Raw genomic sequence first — 26,480 nt, forward strand, 5'->3', positions numbered from 1 at the left:
CCGGAAGGGCGGGGCGCAGCGTGTTATCTCGTTTGAGGTTTTAACCGGCTGCTTTACGTTCTTTCCATTTCTCGGCTTCTTCGTCCCACTTGTCCATACGCACATAGTTACTGATGCGTGGGTTGTTGATCATGTTGGGATCGATATCCAGATCCAGACCTTCGAGGAAGTTCACCAGGCCGATACGGTCGATGGTTTCACCTACTCGCTCGTGTTCCAGTGCATTTTCCGCCCAAAAATCGATCATTTCTTCAGCCAACTCAACCAGGCCTTCGTAATCCTCTTCGGTTTCCAATTTCATGAAAGGAATCACCACGGTGCCCATGGTGTCACCGATTTTCAGAGTACGTTTACCGCCCACCAGAATGGTGACGCCTTTGTCATTACCTGGAGACAGAGCTTTGTTCATAACGTTGAGGCAGTGCATACAACGTACGCAGTTGCGGTTGTCCACATCCAGAGTGTCATCATCGTTGAGAGACAGCGCATTGGTGGGGCAGTTGTTAATCACACTGTCGATTACATATTTGCGGCCTTTTTCAGCAACAAATTTTTTCACTTCAGCTTGATCCACTTGCATGTCATCGCGCCAGGTTCCGATCACGGAAAAGTCAGAGCGTTGGATGGAGTTCATGCAGTCATTGGGACAACCGGAAACTTTGAATTTGAATTTGTAAGGTAATGCGGGGCGGTGCATATCGTCGAGGAAGTTATTGACCAACAGACGATGGATCTTTTGCTCATTGGCGCAAGACTGTTCGCAACGAGCGGCACCAATACAAGACATACCGGTACGAACACAAGGACCGGCACCGCCTAAGTCCCAGCCGTAGTCATTGATTTCATCAAAGAAGTGCTGGGTGTTGGCAGTGGTGGTTCCAATGAACATAATGTTGCCGGTTTGGCCATGGAAGGCGATCAGACCGGAACCGTATTTGTTCCAGGATTCAGACAGCTGACGCAGCATGCCGGTAGAGTAATGGTTACCTGCGGGAGGTTGAATACGCAGGGTATGGAATTCTTTGGATTCGGGGAACATGGCTTTGCCATCGTCGCCCATCAGTTCGGTGAAGCGGGGGATGATGCCACCACCGTAACCGAACACACTCACCGTGCCACCTTTCCAGTAACCCAGTCGGGTCTTGTAGGAGTGTTCCAGCTGACCCAGCAGGTCAATCATCATGTTGTTGTCATTGGCGATACGCTTGAGGCCGGTAACAAAACTTGGCCATGGGCCTGATTCCAGCTCATCCAGCATGGGGGTGTTATGAAACGGTTTACTGGAAGTTTTTTCCTTGGGTAAGTAAGTGTGATGTTTTTCCGGGTTCTTCGGTGTTTGTGCCATTGCCCATTTCTCCTCGTTATGAATTCAGATTCATTTCAAGTGGTACGTCGGTTACGTACCGGTAATCGTATTCCGGCATGCTGCGCCGGATCCAAAAATGTCTGTTGTCGGTCGCTTACAGTCGAGCCGCAAATTCTCTTGATTTTAAGAGAGACACCTCGATGTGCAAAGAGACCATAAGGGTTAGAAGGTCTCGCACCGTTCTATCTCTAAAGTGATATTAAGGATTAAAAGCTCGCTTTTTGCGCAATATCACTTCATGTTTAACAAGCTGTTTACAAACCGCTTGTGTAATTGTGTTGTTCATTAATTAACCTTAATTCCAGGCTCTTCTATTAGCGTCTAAAAGGGGTGGTCTATCCCTTATGCGATGTTGTGAGTCATCGGATTTGTCGCCATAGTACCACCTGTACTAAATGCGTGGTTATTAATAGCAGTTTTGCAATTACATTACAACATATTAATATGGTAATTTGCTAAACTCAAAAGGACCATCCGATGCTGTATCGGATGGAACGTAGAACTTTAAAGACCGAGAATGTGATTTTTTCTATAAAATAGCCTGTTTAAGTTTATGAAAGCCTTGCAAAAAAAGTCTTACGGTTGCCATCGCAGTCCGTTCCACCCTGATCATCAGGCCTTGTACCGGCAATGGCGTGAGGAGAAGCTGCAGGCCTATCCCCGCAACGTTGCTGAGCTCATTGTGCCTTTGAAGGACTTTATAAGTCCCAAATCCTTGGAAAAACAAGCCTTGTTGGAGCTTTGTCGAAAAACCAATATGGCTGTATATAGTTGCGAAAAACAACAGGATATCAACAAGGACTCGGTGCGGCATTTCTGCGCCCGCTTTGGTTTACAACGCCTGGACCATAATTTATGTTCCGATAATGATGGTATCTCCGCGCTACAGGTAATGCCCGGAGGTACTCATGCTGAATATATTCCGTACAGTAATCACGCCATCAACTGGCATACTGACGGTTACTATAATGCGCCGCAGCAGTGGATCCGGGGTATGGTGTTGCATTGTGTTCAACCGGCTCAGGAAGGTGGGATCAATGAGTTAATGGACCCGGAGATGGCCTACTTACTGTTACGTGATATGAATCCCGATTATATTGTGGCATTAATGCAGGAGGATGCCATGAGTATCCCGGCTAATGTGCAAAATGGTGTGGAAATCCGGCCACGACAGACCGGGCCGGTTTTTTCCATTAGCGAATCCGGCGATCTGCACATGCGTTACACGGCGCGCACACGCTCTATCGAATGGAAAGAGGATGAAGCCACCCGCCAGGCAGTCCGTGCCCTTGAGCAAATACTGCGGGAGGACTCACCGTTTAAGTTTCAGGTGCGACTGCAGGCCGGGCAGGGTTTGTTGTCAAACAACATTTTGCACACACGAAGTTGTTTTACTGATGACCCGGATAATAAACGCTTGATGTTCAGGGCCAGGTTTTACGATCGAATCCAAGGAAGCGGTATTGATTCTTTGTGTTTCAGCCCAAATATGACATAGGTATTGATCAGGAACAAACGCAAGGTCTTAGGAGACCGATATGTTATATCTCAGTGAAGTTTTGATTCAGAATCCGGATTTGGAATCCTTCGAACAATTGTTAGAAATCGTGCAACAAAGAGCACAGGGCGAAGTCCACTTGAAAATTGATATCAAGCCCAATTATCCGGATACCCCCGCCAACTGGGAGGACCGAATTGAAGGTGCATTTTCCGGTGTATATTCCATGTTTGATCCGAAGAAGATCAAAACGGAAGATGATTTTTAGGTATCGAGCGTTCGCCATAAAGTTATTTTAAGAAGTTTACGATAAAGGGTCACTATGAAGTTTTTGGATTCCAATGACGGTTTGATTGATGCTGACAGTGCTGATGATGCGGCAGTGTCCCTGGAAAAACTCAAGGCGCGCCTGGCGGATTTGCTCCAGCAGGTAAAAAATCTGCCGCAGAGTGAAAGTCAGGAAAACCAGTTGCAACGGGCACAATTACAGCTACAGTGCGGCGGCATTCTGGTAGACCTGGAAAGAGGCGAGGAAGCTTTTGAGATTGCGCGAGAGGCTTTTGATACCTATGCTGCTTTGGCTGAGTGGGACGGTGCGGTACAGTGTTGTGATGTGATGTTCCAAGCGGATCAGCCCGATTCGCTGGCTGCATTGGGGCAGGGGGTATGGTTGGCGGTAACCTTTCCCATTAACCCGGATATTACGGTGAATATGTTAAATCATATCGTAGATGAAACGCCCGCGGACTCCGACGGTGCTGCCGTAGCTGCTGCTGTGGCCAAATACGTGGTGGATGTGCGTGCCAAGGGTAAATCTCATGAGAACCTGTCCTTTTTTACCAATAATATGCTGGGTGGTGTGGCGCGACGCCATAGCGATGTGAATACCCAGGAACAGTTTGATTACTGGATTGAAAAGTTGGAATTGAATGACCCGGCAAAATTCCTTCCCCGCTTGCGTAACGTCGTGGATGTGATGGTGCAAGAGGATTGGTGGGTAGATCGAGAAGCCATTTGGGCTTCTCTACCGGATCAGTGAAGTGAAAGCAGCTGAATAGGAATAATTCGAATGTTTTGGGAAGAGGAAAAACCTGAAGTCGAAGTGAGTGTGCCGGACGATGTGGTGGATTTGGTTTTTTCCATCGCCTGCCGCAGTCTGCCGGTTGATCATGCCTATGAGCTGTCCCAAGCTATCCAGCAGTACTTGCCCTGGTTTAAAGAAGAAGCGCAGGCAGCGCTGCACACTATTCACGTAGCTGCCAGCAGCAACGGTTGGATACGCCCGGAAAATCCCGATGACGTACTTTACCCTTCACGACGCACCAAGATGATTGTGCGCATACCCAAACATCGAATAGAAGCGACCAAAGCATTGTGTGGCAAAACACTTGATATCGCCCACAACTCCTTGCAAGTCAAATCGGCCAGTTTGAAACCGCTTAGCGATCTCACCACTTTGTTTTCCCGCTATATCGTTTGTGACGCTCAAGACAGTGAAATGGACTTTTTAATGCGGGTTAAAACGCAGCTAAATGAGATGAACATCAAGCCAAAGAAAATGCTGTGTGGTACGCAGAATTCTTTGCGCACACCCGGTGCGCTTCTAAATGCCCGCAGTCTGATGTTGGCAGAACTGGAGCTCAAAGAGTCCATCATACTGCAGCAAAACGGCCTCGGGCCGTATTTGGCCATGGGGTGCGGTATATTTATACCCCATAAAGATATTCGTAATTTGGGAGACGACGATTGAGTGTCTCCATAACCCTTTGGGTAAAAGCAAAGGATCTGTCCTTAAGACAGTTCCGATAATCTTTAAGTTAAATTGAAGGAGGTAAATATGTCACTGGAGTTCAATGGTAAAACCATCGCCACCAATGCCGGGGGATATCTGGAGGAAGCGGAAGATTGGTCCGAAGATCTGGCCACGTTTATGGCAGAGCAGGAAGGTCTGGAACTGACGCAAAAACATTGGGATCTCATCAATTATTTGCGCGATGAGTTTTTCAGCAACAATGGAAACCAGCCCAATACTCGAAACATTGTTAAAGCCATGTCTGCCAAGTGGGACGAAAAAATCGCCCAGAAAGACGTGTATGATCTGTTCCCTAAGGATCCCAGCAAGCAGGGTGGACGCATTGCCGGTCTGCCGGAATCTCGTCGCAAAGGCGGTTATTGAGTTCTTCCGGCTGCCGGGCTCCTGCTCTAACCGCAAAGCCCGGTTGCCGGTTCTGACTATCTAAGCCTAAGTATCTAAGCCTAAGCGGCGTTGCTATCGCCCAAATCCAGCGGAATCTTTGCCGCTGTCGAGATTTTTCTTAGAATCTCTACTGCCTTTTCGGTATTAAACAGGCTGATTTGATCGGATAATTGTCTGAGGAGTACTTGCTGCTCGGTTAGGGAGTTGCATAAGCTCAATACCGATTGCGGATCTATATAGTCTCCGTTTTGTAGGTCTGCGAGTAACTGTTGCAAGTGTCGAGTCAGCGATGGGGTATCCATGGCCGGTTGTTTCTCGGTTGGCTCCGCTGTGATTTGAGATTGTTGCCATTGCTGTAAACAGTCCAATAAATTTTGCGCCTCCGCCTCAAATTGAGGCCATAAATGTTTCATTTCCTCAAGGTCTTTGTGTTTGGCAGCTGCGTCCATATGGGTGGCAACCCAGTGAAGTTTTTGTCCACCAATCGTACCGCTGGAACCTTTTATCGTATGGACTATTGCGCCGGCCTCTTGCAATTGTTCTGTGCGTATGGTTTGTCCCAACAACTCGAATTGCATCGGCGCATCCTGTAAAAAAACTTTAACCAATAGACCCAGGCTGGCTTCTTTACCACCCATGCGATTTAGGATTTCCTTTCGGTTCCAAACCTCTCGTTTGTTGGAGCTTTGGTCGGAGGCAAGGGTTCCTGGTTCGATTGCGTTCGGTGCGGTGGTTGTCGTTGTAGTGTGAGCGGAGCTGGTTTCGAACGATGGTTGCCACTTGTCCAACATGAGCGCCAATTGCTGTATTTCCACGGGTTTGCTCAAATAATCATTCATCCCGGCGGCGATACATTTTTCTTTGTCGCCTTTCATGGCATTGGCTGTCATGGCAATAATCGGAATCTGCTCATAGCGTTTACCTGCTTTTGACAGACGGATTCGACGGGTGGTTTCATAACCGTCCATTTCAGGCATCTGGCAGTCCATGAAAATCAGAGTATAGGGCGTGTACTCCGGAGAATTTTCCAATGTGGTCAGTGCTTCCAGGCCATTGGCAGCAATATCGCAATCCAGTCCAAGCTCATGCAACATGCCTTGGGCGACCAATTGATTGACCTGGTTATCTTCAACCAGGAGAATGCGAATATCTTTCCAGCGTGAATTGTTCATTTGATGTTGGTTCAACTGACGGGTATCCTCCCTGTCATTAAAGAACCATTCCTCACTTGGTTGTTTCTCTTGATTGAGAAATATAAATAGGTTTTCCAACTCGTCTGCACCCACAGGTTTTTTGATGCACCCATTGAATCCCAGAGATTTTAAGTAGCCCAGCTCCGGTGCTACAAAAGGAGTCAAAAGTACCAGTTTGCTGAGGATCTGCGGGTCGTGTTTGTGGATTGCTTTTGCGAGTTTAAACGCCCCGGTATTAGTCAACGCTGAGTCAATCAGGATCAGATCAAAACGGTTACTGTGTAACTGTTGCAGCGCGTTTTCAGGGTTGTCACTGCTGCTGACTCTCGCTTTCCACAGGCCTATTTGTTTTTGCAGTAATGTGAGTAGACTGGTGGTGGGTGATACCAGTAACACGGATGTGGTAGGGAAATCAGGTATGGCGGCCACGCTCCGGGCATTGCGCAGGCGGACGAAAAACTCAAAACAACTACCGCTACCCAATTCGCTGGTTACGCTCACATCTCCGCCCATTAATTGACACAGCTGTTTGACGATGGCCAGCCCCAGACCGGTGCCGCCGAAAGTTCTTGTGGTGGATGCATCAACCTGAGTGAAAGAGTCAAACAGCAGCGATACTTTTTCCTTGGGGATACCTATTCCGGTGTCGCGTATTTGGCAGTGTAGACTACACTCGTTGTTTTCATCTACATAGGTTGAGGCGCAGATCACAATTTCGCCGCGGTGGGTGAATTTGATTGCGTTACTGACCAGGTTATTCAGAACTTGGCGGATTCGGCTGGGATCTCCTGTTGCTTTTCGGTGCTGGACATCGGTGACATCCAACATGATTTCCAGCTTTTTGTCTTGAGCTTGTTGTGCCAAGGCTTTTACGGTGTCGTTAACCATGTCAATTAAGTCAAATTCCAGCAATTCTAGATCCAGCTTACCCGCTTCCACTTTGGAAAAATCCAATATGTCATTTATCAGGGTTAACAATGAATTGGCACTGGAGCCGGCCAAGGCGGCTTGTTGGCGTTGTTCTTTATTCAGCTCACTATTGAGCAACAAACTCAGCATCCCCAAAATCCCATTCATGGGAGTGCGAATTTCATGGCTCATGCTGGCCAGAAATTCAGATTTCAGTTTTGTGGCGTCCTGAGCGGCATCGCGGGCATCGGTTAGTTCCTGTTCTGTGCGTACTCTGTCGGTTATGTCGGTTCGTATCGCAATATAACTGCGAGGTTTTCCGTCCCCTTTGAGGAACGGAACGATCGTTGTATCCACCCAGTACAAAGCGCCGTTCTTATTCCGGTTACAAATTTCTCCGTGCCAAACGTTACCTTTAGCTATGGTGCGGTACATATCACGGAAAAATTCCGTAGAATGGTGGCCGGAGTTAAGTATGCGGTGATTTTTTCCGATCAACTCATCGCGTGAATAGCCGCTAATGGCCGTAAATTTATCGTTAACAAAGCTGATAATCCCTTTCACATCGGTGACGGCAACAATGGCATGTTGGTCAATGGCAAAGCGTTGTTCCGCCAGGTCGTGCAGCATCTGTTCTATAGTATTTACGTTGTCTTCCAGCATGGCTTCATGCCGTTGTCTGGCATCCAACAGTTCGTTGAATCCCTGTGCCAGCAGGCCGATTTCGTCCTTACGCTTTACACTAATAGAATGGTTAAAGTTTCCTTCGGCAGCTGCTGCAGTGGCCTTAATTACATCCAGTAGCGGTCGGGTTTTGCGGCCGGCAATATATACGGCTAGCGGAATGACCGATGCAATTAAAAGCAAAAACATGGACATGATGAACTGAATGGACTGGTGGGCCGGTTTCAGGACATGTTCCTGGCTTTCCTCTACAATAAGAAACCATCTGATGTTTCCCAAATGAATAGCTCGGTGTACGCCAATTACCAATTGACCGAAGGGATCAATGTAACTTAGGGCACCTTCAATGGCGCTTAGATCCTGGTCCATTTTAGCCGCAGGGCTTTCGTCCCAATATATGGTTTTACGAGTGTTGATGATTGTTTCCAACGCCTGGTTGTTTGCTTGGTTGTCTATGGTGCTGCGCAACAGTAAATCGCTACCAACGAGGTAGTTTCGGATTCCGGAATTGACATTGAGGATATCGTGTATGTCGGTAATAGTTATTTCCACTGACAAAATACCTATGAGATAGCCTTTGGAATTAAAAACCGGACTGCTTATATAACTGGTAATGTGGTTGTTATGGGTTTTGATTAAATCCGAGTAAGCTGTTTTCTTTGTGTTGAGTACAGATTTATAGTGCTTTATCAATTTTGCATCAAATTGATTGTCGGCAAATACATTGATTCCTGCGTCGATGTGCTGTCCGGTTTCGGCGCTGTACACAACATTACCGTCTAAGTCCAGGATAAGGCCGTTGGAATAGTAGTTGTAGGCTTTGATAAAGCTGTTTAAGTCGGATTGGTGTTGCCGGATTGTATGTTTCCAGTTTGGAGTGTTCACATAAGATGAGATTTCCTTATTGCGTGACCCACGGTTTAACTGCTCTACAAACTTGACGTTGTGAGTATTCGTCGCTTGAAATTCCACATCGTGGAATCGTTGTTCAAACCAATTGCTGATGTGCCGAGACAGGTCTTCAGCACGCAGGGTCATCGATCGGGAGGCGTCAAGAAATAAGATTTTTTTAGTCTGCTCCAGGCCAATCCAACTGGCTAACAGTACCGGAGTCAGTGCCAGAAACAAAAACCAAAGAGTAAGGTCTCGCGTCAGCCCCGGTCTAAACAGGGCTTGTACAAAGCTGCCGGGAGTTCTGTTTTTGAGTGTATCAGCGTTTTTTTCAAGTGTATCCATGCGGTTTTGTCGTCACTGTCATCTTCTGAATAACGCTGTGGTTATGTTAGGCAGCAATCTTGATGTTATTGCGGCCGCAGTTCTTCGCTTGATACAGGGCTTGGTCTGCGCGGTCTAGCAGTTGTTCCAACTCACTGTCATCGGCGTGTAGTTCCGTTACACCAAAGCTGGCAGTGATTTTTATATTGCGAGGTTGAAGTTGTTCGATTTGAAATCGGATTCGTTCCAATAACGACTCTGCCTCCGTGATATTGCAATGGTCCAATAGCAAAACGAATTCTTCACCACCCACTCTTGCTGCGATATCTTCCGTGCGGCAGGATCTTAATAACACCTGCGCGGTTGCGTGCAGCACTTCGTCGCCAACATTGTGTCCGTAGCTGTCATTAAGGTTTTTAAAATGGTCAATATCAATCATTGCAACGCTCATGGGGAGTGAATGCCGTTTGGCATTGGCGATTTTTTTGACGGCATAGTCCAGGAGATAATGGCGGTTGTAGAGACCGGTTAACTGGTCATGCATTGCCAGGAATTGCAGTTGACTGTATTGTTTTTGCAAGGTGATGTGGGTTTTGACCCGAGCGCGAACTATGGCGGAGTTGATAGGCTTGGCAATATAGTCCACAGCGCCCAGAGCCAATCCTCTTTCTTCATCCTCCGCGTCACTGCGCGCGGTAATGAAAATAATGGGGATATGTCGTGTTTCCTCGTTTGCCTTCAAGCGCTCACAGACTTCATAGCCATCCATATCCGGCATGATAATGTCCAGCAGTATTAAGTCCGGTAAATTTTTTGCCAGATCCAGCGCCCGAGCACCGGAATTGGCGACCTTTACTCGATAGTCTTCTTTGAGAATCTGAGCAAGGACTTGGACATTGCTTGCAGCATCATCTACCACAAGAACGGTAGGTTTGGAATCCATAATATAACCTTTATAAATTTTGAATATTCGCAGCACTTGTGGCTTGAGATACTTTAGTCGCCAATCGTAAATATTTGTAACATTGGGGACGGAAAAACAATAACCACGATTTCAAGTTATATCGGTTGGGAAGAGAATGGTATTTACGTTGAAAAGGGTGGGTTTTAACGTTTTTACAGATTAGTAATACTTATCATGTATTATTTTCAGTAGATATACGTAGAATTACTGCAAAGACCTTAATGATAGTGATAGTTAGTGTTTGTTCCTGGCGTGATCAATGATGGAGCGAAAATAGCAAAACCAAAACCAGAGCAGTCCTGCGGCAAACAGACTGTACAAGCTGACAGTGATCCAAAACAGGAACGGTGTTTCGCCTGCAAGGATGCTTTTTGTTGGGGTGTCAAAATCGAGCATGGACACTCGCCCATGCCAAAATGCTGTGACTACATTGTTTGCGGTGACCCAAGAGCCTGGAAGCAGTATGCAGAGGCCGAGGAGATAAAGCAGGCTGATTCTAAATTTCTTCACAAGTAATCCGGTGTCTCCTTACATTTGCACAGGTGCATAGAAAAAATGTCCATAGTGATGCACTGAGTTTGGTCTATATTTTTTTTAAATGTCCGGTCGGTACTCAGAGGTGCGTATGATTTTGGATTTTTTGATCTTGCTTACCATTTTTTCCAAGTCTTTATTCTCGTACGCCTTGAATGTAATATATTTTCCAATTTCGCCTCTCACCATCTCTATGGGATAGTTATTTTTACTGACGTTTTCTTTGAAACTTTTTACAACCTCTTCATTAAAGCTCAGTTCATACACCATCCCTTCCTGGAGTTGTACGGAATGTTCAAATTTCAAACGACTGATGCGGTTATGCAGGCTGTTTCTATTGGGGCTGCGGCCGCGGTCTCTGGCATACTCTGTGGTATACACATTGTATTGTAGTTTGTGTTCTCCAGGTAACACCTGTACTCCACATAGACCTTCATCAAAGGTACACAAATCGAATATGCGATTGTCCACATAGCGCAGTGCAACCTTAGAAACCACTATGGTCGCTACTTTTTCCATGGGAGCGGCGGCGGCTTTTTCCAATCGGAATATGGTTGTGCTGCAGGCACTCAGAATAAACGTACACAGAACGGCGGCAGCCAGCCGCAGTGGGAATGTGCTCATCAATGTTTTTCCTCTTAAAATGCAAAAAGAAAAATCACTTACTTAGCTGTTGTTTCTTCCCTTTTGTTACGTTCCCTGTATTTAACCTGCAATCCTTTGTTATCTTCCTTGCCCCCAAGATAAGTGCTAAAAACCTACCCGCTTCATTCGTTGTCGACTTTCTCGGCCTGGTAACAGACTTGTCTCTATGGAAAATCTTAACTTTAGGATAAGTTCTACTTTTTCTATTATAGATACTGTCTAAACTTTACTATTTCACGCGGGTGGGATTCAAGTATTTGAGCGGCGGGAAGAAAAATATATTTTTGGATAGCAATGGTGGTTATTAGGAAGTGGTTTGTATATAAATATTTAGTATATAACTGCTCAAACTTCCGCCCACATGCGTAACAAATTAACATAGGAGCGATCCACTTGCTCGGTTTCAGGGGTCTGAGGGTGCTCGGCCAGCAACACATTACGCGCCTGATCCAACTCGAACAGCAGTTCTCGCCGAGCTGGGTCGCGCACCATGCTTTGCAGCCAGACAACCGCAACCAGACGTTGGCCTTTGGTTACTTCTGCAACCCGATGGAGGCTGGTAGAAGGATACAAAACTGCGTGACCTGCCGGGCATTTGATTTTCTGTTCGCCAAAGGTGCTGTTGATGACAAGCTCACCACCTTCGTATTCATTCGGATCATTGAGGAAAACAGTAATGGATACGTCGGTACGAAACTTCACTGCACCACTGCCCATAATAGGGTCATCCACATGATTACCGTATTGCATACCCGGTCCATATTGAGCAAAAACCGGCTGGGCGACTCGAAACGGCAAGGCCGCACTACGGAACAAGGCATTTTCTGCCAAACTTCCCATCAGCAAGTGGTCCAGGTAGTCGGCTTGTTTAGTGCCCTGGACCATTTCTTCGTTGTTTTTTACTTTCTCCGCTGCAGAACCGGCGCTAATTTTTCCGTCTACAAAACGGCAATTCAACAAAGTCGCGCGAATATTTTCCAGCTTGGCCGGGTCCAATACATCGGCTATGGTCAACAACATAGATTTAGCTCCATCGAAGGGTTTTAATATAAGGCAATATTAACAATGAGTTAGGCGAAGTTTACCCAGGTGGTGGCAATGTACTTGACCCCTTTGTTCACAGTGCAGGCGCGGTGTTCATGTGTCCAAAAGGGCGGGAATAAAACCAGTTTACCCTGTTCCGGAGAAACTTTTATATTTTGGCTAAGAAACTCCGTTTCTCCTCCGGGTCCCGGCACATCATTAAGGTACCAGATCGCCACCAGTTGGCGTTGGGCAAATTCATGGCTGCCACTATCGATGTGCCAGTGGTAGTACTGTCCTGCCTGGTAACGCTGAATATTGTAGCCAATGTCCTTAAACGGCCCGTTGAAGAAGGGGAACTGCTCCTTGAATAAGGACATGGCCAAGGCTAAGGAGCGAAACAAAATGGTGTCCACGTCCTTCCAGTTTTCGTGACCGCTGCAAGCCAGGTCAGTAGTGCTTTTAACTGATTGATCTTGTTCAGCTTGTTGACCAATACGTCCTTGATATTGCTGTTCCGTATTGGCTTCAAAACGACGGATGATTTCCTCGCAAATCTCCGGCGTCAGTGCGTTTTTAATCTCAAATATAAAACTGGAGGGTTTGATTTCTTGAAGTTGGTAGGGGGCGACCTGGGTTTTCATAGTCTTAACTCGTTGTTTTGAAAATAAATTGTCTGTTTTTTAATCGCGTACATTGAAAAATTTTTGTAATTAAGCTTCTGTTCCGAAAGAAAAAATTAATTTATTTGCAATAATAGCGATTAAGCATTGAAATATAAGTCCGATACGGTACTATAAGCATTGTCTAATTTTCTGATATTTGAGCCATAAAAACAAAGCTTATAGCAGGCGGCGAAAAGCGAATACGAACTTTGAATTGTAAGTGCTTGGTTAGTTATTAAACCTATGGGAGTTTATCGGTTATGAATGAAGTTTACTACGAAACTATAGATAAAATGGAAAAAGCTAACGTTTCGCGTGAATATGTTGTTGGTTGGGCTAGTGGTTTTTTAAAAAACCCCAAACGGGAAGAGCAACGTTTGAACGACGCCTACGAAGCAGGATACGCGGATGGCGAAGAGCAAAATACCAGTAACTTTTCTGAGTGGGCAAATAAATAAGCTCTCTCAAACACTTTATTCAAAAACAGGCGGTTTTTACCGCCTGTTTTTTTATGTATACCGGGATCCGTTCCAGCGAGCCCTCTAAAGAACACCCCGGTTTCTACCGTTAATGAGTCAAACCACTTTCGGTTACGCTGAAATGCTCAACAGTTTTTATAGACATTTTCACCTCCGGGCCGTGTTCAACCTAGGCGTTGCAGTTACCCTGCGTGGGTTATTATTGATTGTGATCCTCATGGTAAGTGTGCATCCTGTTTTAGCTTACGAGTCCGGTGAATCCGTATCGACACTGCTCAATATCAACACTCCACCGACTATCATCGGTCTCGATGGGGTTCAGATGCTACAGCAGCGCTATCCGGGAGCGCGATTTCAAGTGGTCACCCGCGCGCAATACGAAGAGCTGAAACAGCGTCACAGTTTTCCCGAATATGTTGTTTCTCAGCCATTACAAGTGGCGGTCAATGATCGCGACTATGGAGAGACGGAACCCCGGCTGTCACGAGGCAGTTCGAATTGCTATGAGCCTCGACCGTCCAATGTCCATGTTGGCGGCGGCGCTGATATCCACTTTGGACATATCAACGGCGGCAGGGGAGATGGGGCGCTGATCGTCATTGCCATCGTTGGTATTATTTTGGTGGCTGCATTGGTGGTGTATACCGTTAAATTCCTGGTCCAAGCTATTTCCGGTAGTTTTGATTGCGGTTTGTGGCTGGGTAGTGGTGCCATAGGTGCTTCGGTATCGGGAGATGGTTTTTATGGCGGTATGGGTGGTGTTCATTTTAATACAGGTACCTTCAACGAAAAAACCCATCTAGGTTTGAGCGCGGAGTTAGGTGGGTATGCCTTTACCAAAGAAACACCAAATACGGATTTACATTTTGGAGGGGCTTACTGGTTGGTAGGGCCGGTCATCCATTTTGGCAGTATTCGTTCCGGTTACGGTACGGCATTTTCACTGGAGTTTTTGGGCGGCCATTCCTTTACGGTGGACTTAGGCGCTATGAGCCTACTGCGCTTTAATGTCACCACTTCCCTTGGAGATGCGCACCTGGGTTTCAGTGGGGGTTTGCTGTATGTGGATATTGCGGATGACAGCGGCGTTTTAGAGAATACCAATGAATACAACAGCTATTTCGGCGTAGAATTCGGTACCACTTTTTAGAGGGGCTATGCCTGATTCTCCTGCGCCAGTTGGTACCAGCGTTGCGCTTCTTCCGGATCTTTTTCCACGCCTTTGCCTTCTTCGTACATCATGCCTAAAGTCATTTGCGATCCGGGCAAACCCTGTTCTGCCGCTTTACGGAACCATTCTACGGCTGTGGATTCGTTTTTTTCCACGCATTCGCCGAACATATACATGATCCCCATACCGTGTTGGGCAAACAGGTGGCCTTGGTCCGCTGCGGCCTGCATCCACTTTATGGCATATTCGGGGTTTTTTACCCGACCCAGACCGTTTTGAAACATCATGCCCAAACGATACTGGGCTTCGGCATTGCCTTGTTCCGCCAGCGGTGAGAGTAGACGCAGTGCTTTGGTAAAGTCCTGATCTTCAAATGCGGCGATGCCACTGGCTAATTCCAATTCTTCACTCATAAAAACTTTACCTATATCGCTTGAATTAATTCATCGGTTCGCTGAGTTATGTTGCTACCATGGGTTTTAAAAGCAGCCAGTAAGCCGTGAACAGTTTGTTCCCAGTGCCGGCGGCCTTGTTGTACGCATCTGTCCAATGCTTGTGTATCACCCGATTGCAGCCAACTGCGGTAGGCTTGCAGGGCGCCGGGAAAAAGTTGCTTACGCATGCCGGTGAAATTGGCAAAATAAAAATGTAATGACAATTCGTTGCCGGAGTTTACCAGAGAGGGCAGGGTACTGATACAGTCCGCCAGGTGATCCCTGACCGCACGAATCTGCAACTCCGCCCCGGAATGGGGGATCTGCTGCAGCATGTCTTTCCATGCCTGTCCCACCATTTGCCCCACTTCCGTTTCGCCGACTTCGTGTAATAAGACGTTCTCTGATTCATTTTCGCAGAGGCGATCCAATACTTGTTCCATATCCGGTGCATCAATGAATGCTATGGCCTTCGCCATGGGGTGATTACTGTCTTTTTTCCATTGCCATTCTTCGATTTTCTGCCAGATAAACCGTCTCAATGATTCTTGTCGAATAAATACTTGATTATTCAATGACATAGCGGGAGGTGCTACCAGGTCACGAGCGTACTCCTCAGAAGAGATATACACCGTCAATCCGTTTTGTATCATCTTGCGTTTTAGTTTTCCCAGAAAAAAATGCGGTTTTCCAAAAACGCCATAACCACTGCTGTAGACATAACCCTGTGGGTTTAACACCGCGTTAATTGGATCGCTGTCAAAGGGGTCATAGTGTTGTTTGCCTAAGCGTAGATTTTGATAGGGTTCTTGCTCCAGGGAGTCCCATAATTGTTCTCGTTGTTGTAGCCACTCGCTGACGGCGGGTTTGTGTAATTCCCGGGTTAAGGGTGTTTGTTGTTCCCAGCGAAAATATTCGCGCATTTTCAGCAAAAAAATGCACAGGCTGTAATTTCCCGCATATTGTGCGTCGGAAATGTGACAATTCCTTTGGATTACTGCTGTGAGTTCACTTAAATTCATCATTTATAGCCACGACTCATTTATTTCAGGGTGTGCCGCCCTATTTCAAAGTGTATACTTATGCCGCTTAACTGCAATGACAAAGTTTTTGGGGACATTGCGGTCAATTGTAAAAGATTTATTAAGGTAATCCTCATGGTTCGTCTGAAAACCAAATGGCATCGCAGTAAACGCTCCGAACGCAATAAGGCGGGTTCCAACAAGCCCAAGCAGCTTAAGGATCTATCCAGTGTTATTGCCATGAATATCTGGAAACTGGCCAAAGAGGCCTTCGCCCACATGGAGAAGGAAGGATTTCGGTTCCGTGATGATGAGCAGGCCATCGGCAGTATTAATGAGTTCATGGTTTATCAGCTGCATATTGTGGATCGCATGATTTACACCAAGGTCAGCGAGGATGAGCGTGGCCCGTTTATCAATGCAGTGGCCGGCAATTTAATCGAAACCATGGTGGAGAATCAGGCGGAATTACTGGGGCCGGGGGAGTACCAATCATCAATGGTGGATTTTATGAATCAGCGTCTGTCCCAGTATGCCGAGTGTGATTTTACCGATGAGGGCCCCAGCTACGAATTCACTCGTTATTTGGCTCTGAATGTCTCTGAACATTTGGAACAAACTGACAGTAAATGGGTGGTGGAACAGGTGATTGATATTGAAGCTCCACCTATCATTGAGAAAATCATGCGTGTGGCCGAGGATGTTTTAGGCTTGCGCTTCCGGGGTTAAAAGCCTTTGTTCTGCGGTTTACCTCTGCAATGTCAACCAAGAAGTACATACCCAATAGCGTACCTTTAAAAGTCCGAGTGTGGTTGGCTGTAGCCGCCCTGGTGTTGTTGGTTTACGCCCTACTGCAAACTGTGATCGGTGTGACCTATATGCCGGGTAAGCGGGGTGGTATGCTGTTATCAGGCATCCCCACATTGCTCATCGTTTTTTCTTCCTTGTCCCTATCTCTGGCTTTTTTGTTGACCATCGTGGATCATTATGACACTCGGCCAAATGAACATTGGTATAAGACGGCTAAAAATCGTTGTTACATGGCCACACTCTATCTGCTCATTGCAGCGCCGCTATTGGAACTGGCTGATATACTTTTAAGGCTTTTCGGTTGGGACATGCTACCGCACTTTCACGGTCTGGCTTCCCACTACACACTGTATACGCCTGAGTTACAAAATTATTTACCCCTTCTGCATTCCTGGCAACAATACGATATTGCAGTACTGTTAATCTCGTTTGGGTTACTGTTGATTTCCTGGCTGCTGATGAAGTGGTTTCCCCGCTATGGCTTGATGGGGGCACTATTGTGTTGTGTCGGTTTGGGAGGGTTGTTTTTTGAGTTTTTTCTCCTGACCGTGGAAGATTTTCTCAGCGGCAAAGTCACTTACAATGACGCCACCTTGGAAGCCCTCAAGGAACCGGCGAAGTTCAACGCCATCTTGTTAACCCACGCCGTTATGAGTGTGGTTATGCTGAGTGCCAGTCTGGCAGGGGTTTTCCTAGCCATCCGCAAACGCAGTCGTTTTACCAGTCTGTAAAATCTAAACAAACGGTTCGTCGCTGTCCGCGTTTGTAGGGTGTAGCGCGCGTGAACTGCCTAACCACCATAAACAATTGATTTATCACGCTTACCCAATCTCGGTTATAATTTGGTCCCGATTCGGGATTGTTTTGTAACAAATCACCGCTAGGATCGACTAAATAGGCAATACGTAATCACGAGGTGTAGCATGAAACCGGTACAAATTCTCTTAATCCTGATTGGGGCTTTTTGCCTTTCATCCCAGGCCCTGGCGGCCAAGGCCGTATTTGCCGGAGGCTGTTTTTGGTGCATGGAGTCGGACTTCGAAAAACTCATGGACAAGGGTGTTATCGATGTGGTTTCCGGTTTTACCGGCGGTACCCTGAAAAATCCGACCTACAACGGTGATCACAGCGGACACTACGAAGCCATTGAAGTTACTTACGACCCTGCAAGAATCAGCTATCAACAATTGCTGGATTATTTCTGGGTACAAATAGATCCATTCGATGACAAGGGGCAGTTTTGCGATAAAGGTCATGCCTATTTGAGCGCGATATTTGTAGCCAACGATAAGGAACGCCAATTGGCGGAAAAATCTCGACGAAAAGTCGTTGCACAATTTCCCAATCAGAAAGTTGTCACCCCCGTTTTAGACGCTGCCATTTTCTATCCCATCAAAGGCAAAGAGAACTATCATCAGAACTACTACAAAAATAACCCGGTCCGCTATAACTATTACCGTTATAGCTGCGGTAGGGATAAGCGCTTGAAACAGATATGGGGCGATAAGACGACCCATTAAGTTTCTTTGTTTATGGCCACACCAACGATTACCAGTTGGGATTGTGTGATGAACGACTGCGTGATATCCATATTGGCAATTGCGACGTCAAATGTTATACCTTATACAATCAGCCAATCGAGTAGCCACCATGGAATATCGCACACTGGGTCGTACCGATTTGAAAATCAGCGCCATTGGCTTAGGCACCATGACCTGGGGTTTGCAAAATTCCCAGGCCGACGGTTTTGAGCAAATGGACTATGCGCTGAATCAGGGCGTAAATTTTTTTGACACGGCGGAGATGTATGCCATTCCCCCAAGCCCCGAGACCTATGGAACAACGGAAACCATTATCGGGCGTTGGTTTGCGGCACGACAAAACCGGGATCAAGTCATCTTAGCCACCAAGATCACCGGGCCCGGTTTGAATTGGATCCGCAACGGCGAGGGGATTAATCGTCAAAGTGTGGTGCAAGCGGTGGAAGACAGCTTGAAACGGCTGCAAACCGATTATATCGATTTGTACCAACTGCATTGGCCCAATCGCGGTTCTTATCACTTCGGTAAGACTTGGGGTTATGCGCCTGGATTCGATGTGCAGCAGGAACGGGATAATTTCCTGGAAGTGCTGCAAACCATGCAAGGTTTGGTGGATGTAGGGAAGATCCGCCACTTCGGTTTGTCCAATGAAACCGCCTGGGGTTTAACTCAATGGTTACAGTTAGCGCAGCAACACGATTTGCCCAGGGCGGTTAGTATTCAAAACGAATATTCCTTGTTGTGTCGACATTTTGAGCCCGATTTGAGTGAAATCAGTGTTAATGAAGCTTGCGGCCTACTGGCATGGTCGCCCTTATGTCGGGGCATGATCAGCGGTAAATATCTTGATGGTGCCCGGCCGGAAGGCGCGCGGTTGAGCATTGAAACCCGGGTGGAACACCGCGTACAAGCCCAAACCGATGCCGCCATCGTTGACTATATAGCCTTGGCCAAGCAGCGCGACTGGAATGTGTGTCAAATGGCCATTGCCTTTGTACTCAGCAGGCCCTTCGTCAGTTCCGTATTAGTGGGGGCCACGACCATGGAGCAATTACGGTGTAACATTGCGGCAATGGAGTTACCGTTGTCGGAAGATATTTATACATCCATACAAGAACTGCAACGCAAGCACCCCATGCCTTTTTAGGGGCAGGGGTGACGGTTAACAAAACGCTTAATGTGTGGCTCTATAACGCGTAATGGAGCGGGAAATGTCACGGATTTGTTGTATGGTAAAATCGAATAACGATAGGGAAACAGACCCTCCCGGTCCACGGATGGTCCAGCGCGGGCGCAGTACCGTTGGCATGGAAATACGGATGGAATCGTTCCAATTCAATTTGATCGCTTTGTCCTCGTAGGACAGCACAATGGCCTCCTCATTGATGTCCAGGGTGAGGGATTTTCTGGAGACCAGCAAAAACGCAATTGTGGCTAATATAAATATCCCCGCAAAGACCACGGCGTATTTTAGGCTTAATAGTGATGTTATTGAGTCGTGCAAGCTTACTGCGATGGCTGTAATGCTGGCTATGATCAGCGCTGCTAAAAAAGACTTGAACAGGGTGGACTTAAAACGTTGTGACGGCGATTGAATGATTGTCATCGGCCTGACCTCATAATGGACACAGCGTCCCTGGTCGAGAAGATTAGCCAATAAAAGCCGTTTTGCCCAGTGTTATTTTTTGTAAAAATTCACTTTTTTCTGATCTATAAAGTTGAAAAATTATTTTTCTGGGATCTCATTCCGGATCGGACTTAGTCTAAAGCCGGGGCGATGGTCTGTCGAGTGGAATAGCCCGATAGTGGTAGGGGCGATTACCATGACACGTTATACGGCCTATATTTTAAGGTCAGTTCTTTGCAGGTGGTAAACATGGCAGAGGTCCTGTCCAAAGTTTCGTTGTTCCTTAAAAACAAACCCCAGTCTTTTATAAAAACGGTGCGCCTTGGTGTTGCTGCTCAGCGGATCAACTAATATGGATGATACAGCGGCATCTGAAAAACAACGATTTATAACCATCCGCATGATCACGCTTCCCAGACCCCTGCCGGTATCCTTAATGTCACCCAGCCAAATGTCTACTGCACGAAACCCCGGGGCGATATCCCCCCAATAGTGATTGTCTTCCTTTGCCGGGTCAATAATCTGCACAAAACCCACAGGCCGGCCATGGGCCAGGGCAATTAACTGTTGACGCCACGGGGGGGATCGCTGCAGTTCGGTTTCCCAGTGCCAGTCGTCATTCGGGTCGGCAGCAATAACATGAACTTGTTTATCCCACTGTTGTAGCAATTTCAGGTCATCAATCGTGGCATCCCGTAGTGTGATATGCACTTTGCTCACCTTTTGCAGAGATTTAACTCGTGGCGGACAACACGGCCACTAGTATGACAAAGACAATAGCTACGCCGATGGCGAACCTAAAGAGTTGAATGGCCAGGTTGACTGCGCGCGGAAGACCGCCGTACCGGAATGGTGGTGATCTTCCCGTTTCAAAAAAGCAATGCCAAACATTATAACGAAAAATGCTGTTAAACGCCGTGTCGATACCGATTGCATTTTCGGGTTTCATCGGCGCTACAGTTTCGCTTTTGGCGGCTGTTTGGATGGCCTTCCATACTGCCGGTTTTTTCCGCCGCACTCTGCTCCAGGGTGGTTCCGATTGGAAAGGGCCGATCCGGAAAAGCCAAAGGCAAAAACCAATATCACTCCGATTTGGTGATTTCCAGTTCACCTGGATGCTCCGATGCCGGTTTTTATCCTAGGCTTCATGATATCATTGGCGTTGCGGTGAAACCAGGATAGGAATGATACAGGTAAACTGAAATATGAGTTTGGATATCAAAAAAATCATAAAATCCTCAACCGGCGCGAATTATGCCAAGCATGTAGAAGATATTCAATCCTTGTGGAGCGGCTACGGTAAAATCATGCGCTACGCTTTGAGCGGTGGTGAAAGCCGCAGCGTCGTCGTGAAGCACGTTCGCTTACCTGATCGACGCCATCATCCTCGTGGTTGGGATACGGATTTGTCGCACCAAAGAAAAATACGCTCTTATCACGTGGAGTCAGCTTGGTACCGCGACTGGGCCGGGCGGTGCGATGGCTCTTGCCGTGTCCCTAACAGTTTTGCTTTGGAGCCCGTGGTTGATGCAGAAGAACATGGGGAAGAGTTTCTTATGGTGTTGGAAGATTTGGATGCAAGCGGGTATCCGGTGCGAAAGAGCTCGGCGAACCAACAGGATATACAATCCTGTTTGTCCTGGCTGGCAAACTTTCATGCCACCTTTATGGATATTGTTGTCAGTACGAATCACCCTCCCGAGGGTCTTTGGCCGGTGGGGACTTATTGGCATTTACAAACTCGCCCTGATGAGTTGGCAGCTTTGTCGGATATCGCCTTAAAACAGGCGGCCGCTGCGATTGATGCGCGCTTAAATGCCGCACGATTTCAAACCGTGGTCCACGGCGATGCCAAGCTGGCCAACTTTTGTTTTCCTAAAAAAGGCTATGGCGTGGCTGCGGTGGATTTTCAATATGTGGGTGGTGGTTGTGGCATGAAAGACGTAGCCTACTTTATCGGAAGTTGTCTGCAGGAGGAGGATTGTGAACGTAACGAATTCCAGCTACTACAATTCTATTTCTCGGAATTGCAACAAGCCTTGTCTCGGCGTAACTCGGTATTAGATTTTACGGCACTGGAAGCGGAATGGCGTGAGTTGTATGCCTTTGCTTGGACCGATTTTCATCGGTTTCTAAAAGGCTGGAGTCCGGGGCATTGGAAAATCAACGACTACAGTGAACGGCTGGCGCGGCAGGTTCTACAACAAGTCAATGGAACCGGCCGATGCAGCTGAGCCCTGCGGATTTAGAAATCCTAAGCACTTGTGCCATTGAGGCAGCCACTAAGGCCGGGCAAATGATTGCCGCTTATCCCCATCGCGATTTACAAGTGCAACACAAGGCAGGAGGTAATACCATCGCCTCCCAGGTGTTGACCGAAGTAGACTTGCGCAGTGAAGCGATTATTGTTAAAGAATTGCAGCCTACCTGTGCGTGTTATGATTTGGCTTTGTTAACAGAAGAAAGCGAGGATGACAAAAACCGCTTTCATAAAGACTATTTTTGGTGTGTAGACCCGATGGACGGTACTTTGTCCTTTATTGAATCCCAACCGGGCTATGCAGTTTCCATCGCTTTGGTGTCACGCGAAGGTGAGGCTCTCATCGGGGTGGTGTACGACCCGGTGACTCAAGTTTTGTATTCGGCGGTTAAGGGTCAAAAAGTTCAGCGACAGGGAAAGGATTGGCTTGTTCATGCAGTAGATTCACACAGTGTATTAACACTGATCTGTGATCGCGGCTTTATGAGTAATGAAAAATTCACTGAAGTTACACGAGAGCTGGATGGGGTGGTTAGAGGGCTGGGTTATGCCGGTTTGACAACGATGGAGCGCAACGGTGCGGTACTTAATGCCTGTGCCGTGTTGGAACAACCCCCGGCGGTGTATTTCAAGTTTCCCAAGCCACAAGCCGGTGGCGGTAGTTTGTGGGACTTTGCCGCGACGGCTGCTATTTTTCAACAATTGGGTTTTTCGGCTTGTGATTTTTATGGCGAAAGACTGGATTTAAATCGTAAGGATTCTACTTTTATGAATCACCGCGGTGTCATCTATGTTATGGATTCACGGTTATTGAAGCCTGTTCGAGACTTGTTGACCCTATACAAAGGGTCTTGATTGTTTAAATACATGCTTGCTCGGCTAATTCTTTATACCGACCTTTTAGTCCACCGTTGTAGAAGTCAGCCGATTGTCTTAAGTAAAAGCAGTTATTCTGCTTTGTAACAAGCTTTGTGTTGTTGTCGACCGCCTGTTTACTATAAAATTGCATAATCCAACTTAATTAAGAGAGACCTATGAGCACTATTATGGCTGTTTTGTTAAACGGCGTCGCGCAACTGGAATATCACCGGGACCGTGAGTTGCCCGATCACCAGGCGGTTTATCTGGACAAAATGGATCAAAAAATGGATCAAGGTATTGACCTGGACGGAGAATCTATTGTGCAGCCGGATACAGGGCAAAGAGCCCAGTTCGTTGCAGGAAATCTGGCCGGTGCCATATTGGCGAACAATGAAACCATGGCGACTGCGCTTTGCACTTACCTGGCCGTGCGTATCCCCGAGTTGAAACAGGTAAAAATCCAAACCGAGGATGCCAGTGTGTCCGTCGAACTGATTTTCGATGAATCTTACAGTCGGCAGGTTCCGGTGAAATTCTTTCACTAATTATGGGCTATTCCTAATTAAGGCGTATAATATGCATAGAAGAAAAGTAATAAAAAGTTTGATGTAAATTCTTAAATAGATACAAGTAACTTATTTGCAATGAGGTTGCTATAGAATCTAGCCTTTAATAACGGTCCTAGATTGCTAAAATGGAAACGGTGACTCATAGGGAAAATGAGATCTTGGTGTATGTATTCCCATTGCGGGAGTACGAAAAGTATTATTCGCTTTTCTCCCGACTGTTAAACAACATAGAATCACTCAGAGCGGACTCCTATCGGTTTGTTAAAGATAAAATTCAATTTGTCATCGTGCGCGCAATATTGAAGCTTATACTGGCAAGTCATTTAGATCAAAATCCAAAATCAATAGTATTACAGTACACACGGTATGGTAAGCCCTATCTTCCCGGGAGCAAGTTGCAGTTTAGCGTGACGCATTCGTCAGGGTGGGCCGCCATTGCATTGTGTTACGGTAGAAGACTCGGAATTGACTTGGAGTCGGTTAGACACCGGGTGGATATGATAGGTTTAGCTAAGGAGTTTTTCTGCGAGCAGGAAAATGAATTGCTGCAGAATGCAAGGTTAAACGTCGGTAAAATATTTTTCAATTTATGGGTACAGAAAGAGGCGGTTTTAAAAGCCACTGGTAGCGGGATCGCTCAAGGGCTTGACGCTTTGGATTTGTCTCAAGAATTGCTTTCACCTAGAGTTGTCCAGTATCAAGATCGTCATTGGTTTCTGTTTCCCTGTGTTTTTCCATGGTTATATATCCCTTCGGTCACTCGACCCCACGAATCCGATTCCGCGGTTTGTTTGCTTCCCCATAATATCGATTATACAGCTGAGTTTTCCAATTCATTTTGTTCCAGTATCGCTGTGGAATATTGTGATACCGAGCCCAAAGTATGTGTGAAAAAAAACTTAGATGAACTACTTTTATCACATACTGACAGTGGTTTCGATTTGAGACACAAGGTAAGAAATACCGCAGTTTGTTTGTAACTATTTTTATGCATCTCACATGGTGAGATAAGCATATGTTGTTGTATCTGTGCGATATAGAATATTCAAGGCCTATTAAGCTCTAGGAGGAATACGATGGCCGGCAAGTTGGTTCTGGTGAACTGGTCTGATAAGGAAAGCTATGCTCGTTTAACTGCGACCTTTGGATCTATTCCCAATATCTGTATGGAAAATCTACCCTATGGTGAGGAAGTGGGGGCTGCCGATGAGCCTGTTCTCTATGTGTTTCAAGATAGTCCGGAAATTGATTTGAATGAGTTGAAGCTTAAATTGTCTGTAATGAGCCGGTCGCCCAATGCAACCGTTCTGGTAGTGTCCTATCATGAATCTGTCAAGAAAACGGTAATGGCATTCCGATTGGGTGTGTTGGACTATTTGGTACTTCCGGGTGAGGTCAGGAGGTTGGTGAGTTTTGTAGAACAGCATATGAAAAACACCAGTCCAGAAGTCAAAACTGTGAACTTCACAGCAGCAGAAAAAATAGGTAAAGCGATAAACACAATAGTTACGGAATATCGTAAGGATCTGCGGATGGATAAGTTGGCGGCGAGTTGCAATATGTCAGAAAGTTCTCTTTACAAATATTTTAAAAAGGAAACCGGAGTTTCAATTAGAGAATACATTAAGAACAAACGTATTGAAGCAGCCAAACAGCTTTTGCTGTCTACGGACTTATCGGTAAAAAAAATCAGTTACCAAGTAGGCTACAAAAACATTTCGCTGTTCAATCGAATATTTAAAGATAGCACAGGTATGTCTCCTACTGAATTCAGAGAGATGAACCTGTGTTATTTGTAAATCAAGCTGCCGGCGTCTGGATTTTTTGATTGGACTTGTCCACTTTGACGGCACACCCCGCTGGTATTGATTGGTACACAAATGCAGAGCTGCCAACAACGCAGTGGCTTTGTACTGTGGTGGATCCACCCAGTACTGTTGCATTCGCATATATAGTAACGTTGTCTTCTACCGTAGGATGACGTTTTTCTCCGCGTATAATGTTTCCTCGCTCGTCTTTGGGAAAGGAGAGGGCGCCCAAGGTGACACCTTGGTATAGCTTAACATTGTCGCCGATGATCGCGGTTTCTCCAATAACAACGCCTGTTCCGTGGTCAATAAAAAAGTTTTTCCCGATTTGTGCGCCTGGATGAATGTCTATGCCGGTTCGCGAGTGGGCCCATTCTGTCATCATTCTAGGGAGTAGGGGGACTTCAAGGAGATACAGTTCGTGAGCCAGCCTATATACCAGTACAGCTAAAATACCGGGGTAAGTTAAAACAATTTCTTCATACGAAGTGGAGGAGGGGTCTCCGGCATAGGCGGCCTGTATGTCGCCTTGTAGCATTTCATGAATTGCCGGCAATCGACTCATGAATTTGTCTCTGCTTGCCTTGCACTGGCTGGAAATATTAGCGTCATGTAAAAACGAGCTATTAGCGCTACATTTATCCATTGACAGATGTTGCTGTTCGCGTTTTGGTGTGTTTACTTGTAACGATGAAGCCGTACCGATGGATCTGGCCAGGCATTGTTGTATCGCGATCATATTGCTTTTGACGAGCAGACCCAAATCAATCTGGTTGCCATGTTGCGTATATAGGCCGGGGAAAAAGCTGTCTCTTACTAAGAAAATTAAAGTTTCCACTTCCTCTGATAGATTCTTCGCACCGGAAAGGTGCATATTCCTCATTTTGCTTTCTTTTATACGCAGTACCAATTGCTCTGTGACTGCATCACAGCTTTTTGTCGTTTCAAATAAATCCTTAAGCGGTTCCAGTTCATCTATGGTGGTGTGGAGTTTCACTGTTACGT

29 protein-coding genes are annotated in these 26,480 nt (G+C 46.5%); 16 read left to right on the forward strand and 13 right to left on the reverse strand.

The window, feature by feature from the left end; all coding sequences use genetic code 11:
• Positions 1 to 40: 40 nt before the first annotated feature.
• Positions 41 to 1,258, reverse strand: coding sequence for a dissimilatory-type sulfite reductase subunit alpha (gene dsrA / locus OEY58_06465; GenBank protein ID MDH5325087.1), 1,218 nt, complete (start codon positions 1,256 to 1,258; stop codon positions 41 to 43).
• A gap of 661 nt (positions 1,259 to 1,919) precedes the next feature.
• Here dsrA and OEY58_06470 point away from each other — a divergent pair.
• From OEY58_06470 to OEY58_06490, 5 genes are all read left to right on the forward strand, one after another.
• On the forward strand, positions 1,920 to 2,864 hold the full coding sequence (locus tag OEY58_06470) for a TauD/TfdA family dioxygenase (GenBank protein MDH5325088.1): 945 nt from the start codon (positions 1,920 to 1,922) through the stop codon (positions 2,862 to 2,864).
• 40 nt (positions 2,865 to 2,904) lie between these two features.
• Entirely contained in the window at positions 2,905 to 3,132 is a 228-nt protein-coding gene (locus OEY58_06475; GenBank protein ID MDH5325089.1) for a sulfur relay protein DsrC, read from the forward strand.
• Between the two features lie 54 nt (positions 3,133 to 3,186).
• Complete coding sequence (locus OEY58_06480; protein MDH5325090.1) at positions 3,187 to 3,903, forward strand: hypothetical protein; 717 nt, start codon at positions 3,187 to 3,189, stop codon at positions 3,901 to 3,903.
• A 30-nt stretch (positions 3,904 to 3,933) separates the two neighbouring features.
• Positions 3,934 to 4,614 carry a type I-MYXAN CRISPR-associated protein Cas6/Cmx6 gene (gene cas6, locus OEY58_06485; protein MDH5325091.1) on the forward strand — a complete coding sequence of 227 codons (681 nt, stop codon included), beginning with the start codon at positions 3,934 to 3,936 and terminating at the stop codon, positions 4,612 to 4,614.
• An 87-nt stretch (positions 4,615 to 4,701) separates the two neighbouring features.
• Complete coding sequence (locus OEY58_06490) at positions 4,702 to 5,040, forward strand: TusE/DsrC/DsvC family sulfur relay protein (GenBank protein MDH5325092.1); 339 nt, start codon at positions 4,702 to 4,704, stop codon at positions 5,038 to 5,040.
• Between the two features lie 80 nt (positions 5,041 to 5,120).
• Here the strand turns inward: OEY58_06490 and OEY58_06495 are convergent, their stop codons facing one another.
• The 6 genes from OEY58_06495 to OEY58_06520 form a co-directional block, all read right to left on the reverse strand.
• Positions 5,121 to 9,083, reverse strand: coding sequence for a response regulator (locus OEY58_06495; protein ID MDH5325093.1), 3,963 nt, complete (start codon positions 9,081 to 9,083; stop codon positions 5,121 to 5,123).
• A 46-nt stretch (positions 9,084 to 9,129) separates the two neighbouring features.
• Positions 9,130 to 10,005: a diguanylate cyclase gene (locus OEY58_06500; GenBank protein MDH5325094.1), complete on the reverse strand. Its 876-nt coding sequence runs from the start codon at positions 10,003 to 10,005 to the stop codon at positions 9,130 to 9,132.
• Between the two features lie 255 nt (positions 10,006 to 10,260).
• Positions 10,261 to 10,536: a hypothetical protein gene (locus OEY58_06505; GenBank protein ID MDH5325095.1), complete on the reverse strand. Its 276-nt coding sequence runs from the start codon at positions 10,534 to 10,536 to the stop codon at positions 10,261 to 10,263.
• An 84-nt stretch (positions 10,537 to 10,620) separates the two neighbouring features.
• Positions 10,621 to 11,184: a hypothetical protein gene (locus tag OEY58_06510; protein ID MDH5325096.1), complete on the reverse strand. Its 564-nt coding sequence runs from the start codon at positions 11,182 to 11,184 to the stop codon at positions 10,621 to 10,623.
• Between the two features lie 366 nt (positions 11,185 to 11,550).
• Positions 11,551 to 12,225 (reverse strand): Fe2+-dependent dioxygenase, encoded by a 675-nt coding sequence (locus tag OEY58_06515; protein ID MDH5325097.1) that lies wholly within the window; start codon positions 12,223 to 12,225, stop codon positions 11,551 to 11,553.
• Between the two features lie 50 nt (positions 12,226 to 12,275).
• A complete protein-coding gene (locus tag OEY58_06520) occupies positions 12,276 to 12,872 on the reverse strand; it encodes a 2OG-Fe(II) oxygenase (GenBank protein MDH5325098.1) in 597 nt (198 codons plus the stop codon).
• A 281-nt stretch (positions 12,873 to 13,153) separates the two neighbouring features.
• On the opposite strand from OEY58_06520, the gene OEY58_06525 reads away from it, so the two are divergent.
• Together OEY58_06525 and OEY58_06530 are read left to right on the forward strand one after the other, a co-directional pair.
• Positions 13,154 to 13,351, forward strand: a complete 198-nt coding sequence (locus OEY58_06525; GenBank protein ID MDH5325099.1) for a hypothetical protein — start codon at positions 13,154 to 13,156, stop codon at positions 13,349 to 13,351.
• 112 nt (positions 13,352 to 13,463) lie between these two features.
• On the forward strand, positions 13,464 to 14,522 hold the full coding sequence (locus OEY58_06530) for a hypothetical protein (protein MDH5325100.1): 1,059 nt from the start codon (positions 13,464 to 13,466) through the stop codon (positions 14,520 to 14,522).
• A gap of 5 nt (positions 14,523 to 14,527) precedes the next feature.
• Here OEY58_06530 and OEY58_06535 read toward each other — a convergent pair whose 3' ends face one another.
• The gene (locus tag OEY58_06535; protein ID MDH5325101.1) at positions 14,528 to 14,956 is read right to left on the reverse strand and encodes a sel1 repeat family protein; all 429 of its coding nucleotides are present in this window, start codon (positions 14,954 to 14,956) and stop codon (positions 14,528 to 14,530) included.
• A gap of 11 nt (positions 14,957 to 14,967) precedes the next feature.
• Positions 14,968 to 16,002 (reverse strand): hypothetical protein, encoded by a 1,035-nt coding sequence (locus OEY58_06540; protein ID MDH5325102.1) that lies wholly within the window; start codon positions 16,000 to 16,002, stop codon positions 14,968 to 14,970.
• A gap of 132 nt (positions 16,003 to 16,134) precedes the next feature.
• On the opposite strand from OEY58_06540, the gene OEY58_06545 reads away from it, so the two are divergent.
• From OEY58_06545 to OEY58_06560, 4 genes are all read left to right on the forward strand, one after another.
• Complete coding sequence (locus OEY58_06545) at positions 16,135 to 16,728, forward strand: hypothetical protein (protein ID MDH5325103.1); 594 nt, start codon at positions 16,135 to 16,137, stop codon at positions 16,726 to 16,728.
• Between the two features lie 29 nt (positions 16,729 to 16,757).
• Entirely contained in the window at positions 16,758 to 17,540 is a 783-nt protein-coding gene (locus OEY58_06550; protein MDH5325104.1) for a hypothetical protein, read from the forward strand.
• Positions 17,541 to 17,732: 192 nt separating this feature from the next.
• A complete protein-coding gene (gene msrA, locus OEY58_06555; protein ID MDH5325105.1) occupies positions 17,733 to 18,329 on the forward strand; it encodes a peptide-methionine (S)-S-oxide reductase MsrA in 597 nt (198 codons plus the stop codon).
• Between the two features lie 130 nt (positions 18,330 to 18,459).
• Positions 18,460 to 19,497 (forward strand): aldo/keto reductase, encoded by a 1,038-nt coding sequence (locus tag OEY58_06560; protein ID MDH5325106.1) that lies wholly within the window; start codon positions 18,460 to 18,462, stop codon positions 19,495 to 19,497.
• Between the two features lie 27 nt (positions 19,498 to 19,524).
• On the opposite strand, the gene OEY58_06565 is transcribed toward OEY58_06560, so the two are convergent.
• From OEY58_06565 to OEY58_06575, 3 genes are all read right to left on the reverse strand, one after another.
• Entirely contained in the window at positions 19,525 to 19,956 is a 432-nt protein-coding gene (locus OEY58_06565; protein MDH5325107.1) for a hypothetical protein, read from the reverse strand.
• Between the two features lie 234 nt (positions 19,957 to 20,190).
• Entirely contained in the window at positions 20,191 to 20,688 is a 498-nt protein-coding gene (locus tag OEY58_06570; GenBank protein MDH5325108.1) for an acetyltransferase, read from the reverse strand.
• A 22-nt stretch (positions 20,689 to 20,710) separates the two neighbouring features.
• Complete coding sequence (locus OEY58_06575; GenBank protein MDH5325109.1) at positions 20,711 to 21,088, reverse strand: hypothetical protein; 378 nt, start codon at positions 21,086 to 21,088, stop codon at positions 20,711 to 20,713.
• Positions 21,089 to 21,182: 94 nt separating this feature from the next.
• Between OEY58_06575 and OEY58_06580 the strand changes: the two genes are divergently transcribed.
• The 5 genes from OEY58_06580 (at position 21,183) to OEY58_06600 (ending at position 25,466) form a co-directional block, all read left to right on the forward strand.
• On the forward strand, positions 21,183 to 22,211 hold the full coding sequence (locus tag OEY58_06580; protein ID MDH5325110.1) for a phosphotransferase: 1,029 nt from the start codon (positions 21,183 to 21,185) through the stop codon (positions 22,209 to 22,211).
• Positions 22,202 to 23,092 carry an inositol monophosphatase gene (locus OEY58_06585; protein MDH5325111.1) on the forward strand — a complete coding sequence of 297 codons (891 nt, stop codon included), beginning with the start codon at positions 22,202 to 22,204 and terminating at the stop codon, positions 23,090 to 23,092. Before OEY58_06580 ends, OEY58_06585 begins: the two co-directional genes overlap by 10 nt.
• Before the next feature lie 179 nt (positions 23,093 to 23,271).
• Positions 23,272 to 23,643 carry a hypothetical protein gene (locus OEY58_06590; GenBank protein MDH5325112.1) on the forward strand — a complete coding sequence of 124 codons (372 nt, stop codon included), beginning with the start codon at positions 23,272 to 23,274 and terminating at the stop codon, positions 23,641 to 23,643.
• Between the two features lie 149 nt (positions 23,644 to 23,792).
• Entirely contained in the window at positions 23,793 to 24,647 is an 855-nt protein-coding gene (locus tag OEY58_06595; GenBank protein MDH5325113.1) for a 4'-phosphopantetheinyl transferase superfamily protein, read from the forward strand.
• A 96-nt stretch (positions 24,648 to 24,743) separates the two neighbouring features.
• On the forward strand, positions 24,744 to 25,466 hold the full coding sequence (locus OEY58_06600) for a DNA-binding response regulator (GenBank protein ID MDH5325114.1): 723 nt from the start codon (positions 24,744 to 24,746) through the stop codon (positions 25,464 to 25,466).
• A 1-nt stretch (position 25,467) separates the two neighbouring features.
• On the opposite strand, the gene OEY58_06605 is transcribed toward OEY58_06600, so the two are convergent.
• A complete protein-coding gene (locus OEY58_06605) occupies positions 25,468 to 26,472 on the reverse strand; it encodes a serine acetyltransferase (GenBank protein MDH5325115.1) in 1,005 nt (334 codons plus the stop codon).
• Positions 26,473 to 26,480 lie beyond the last annotated feature (8 nt).

Source organism: Gammaproteobacteria bacterium (assembly GCA_029882975.1).
Lineage (GTDB): Bacteria > Pseudomonadota > Gammaproteobacteria > SZUA-152 > SZUA-152 > JAJDNG01.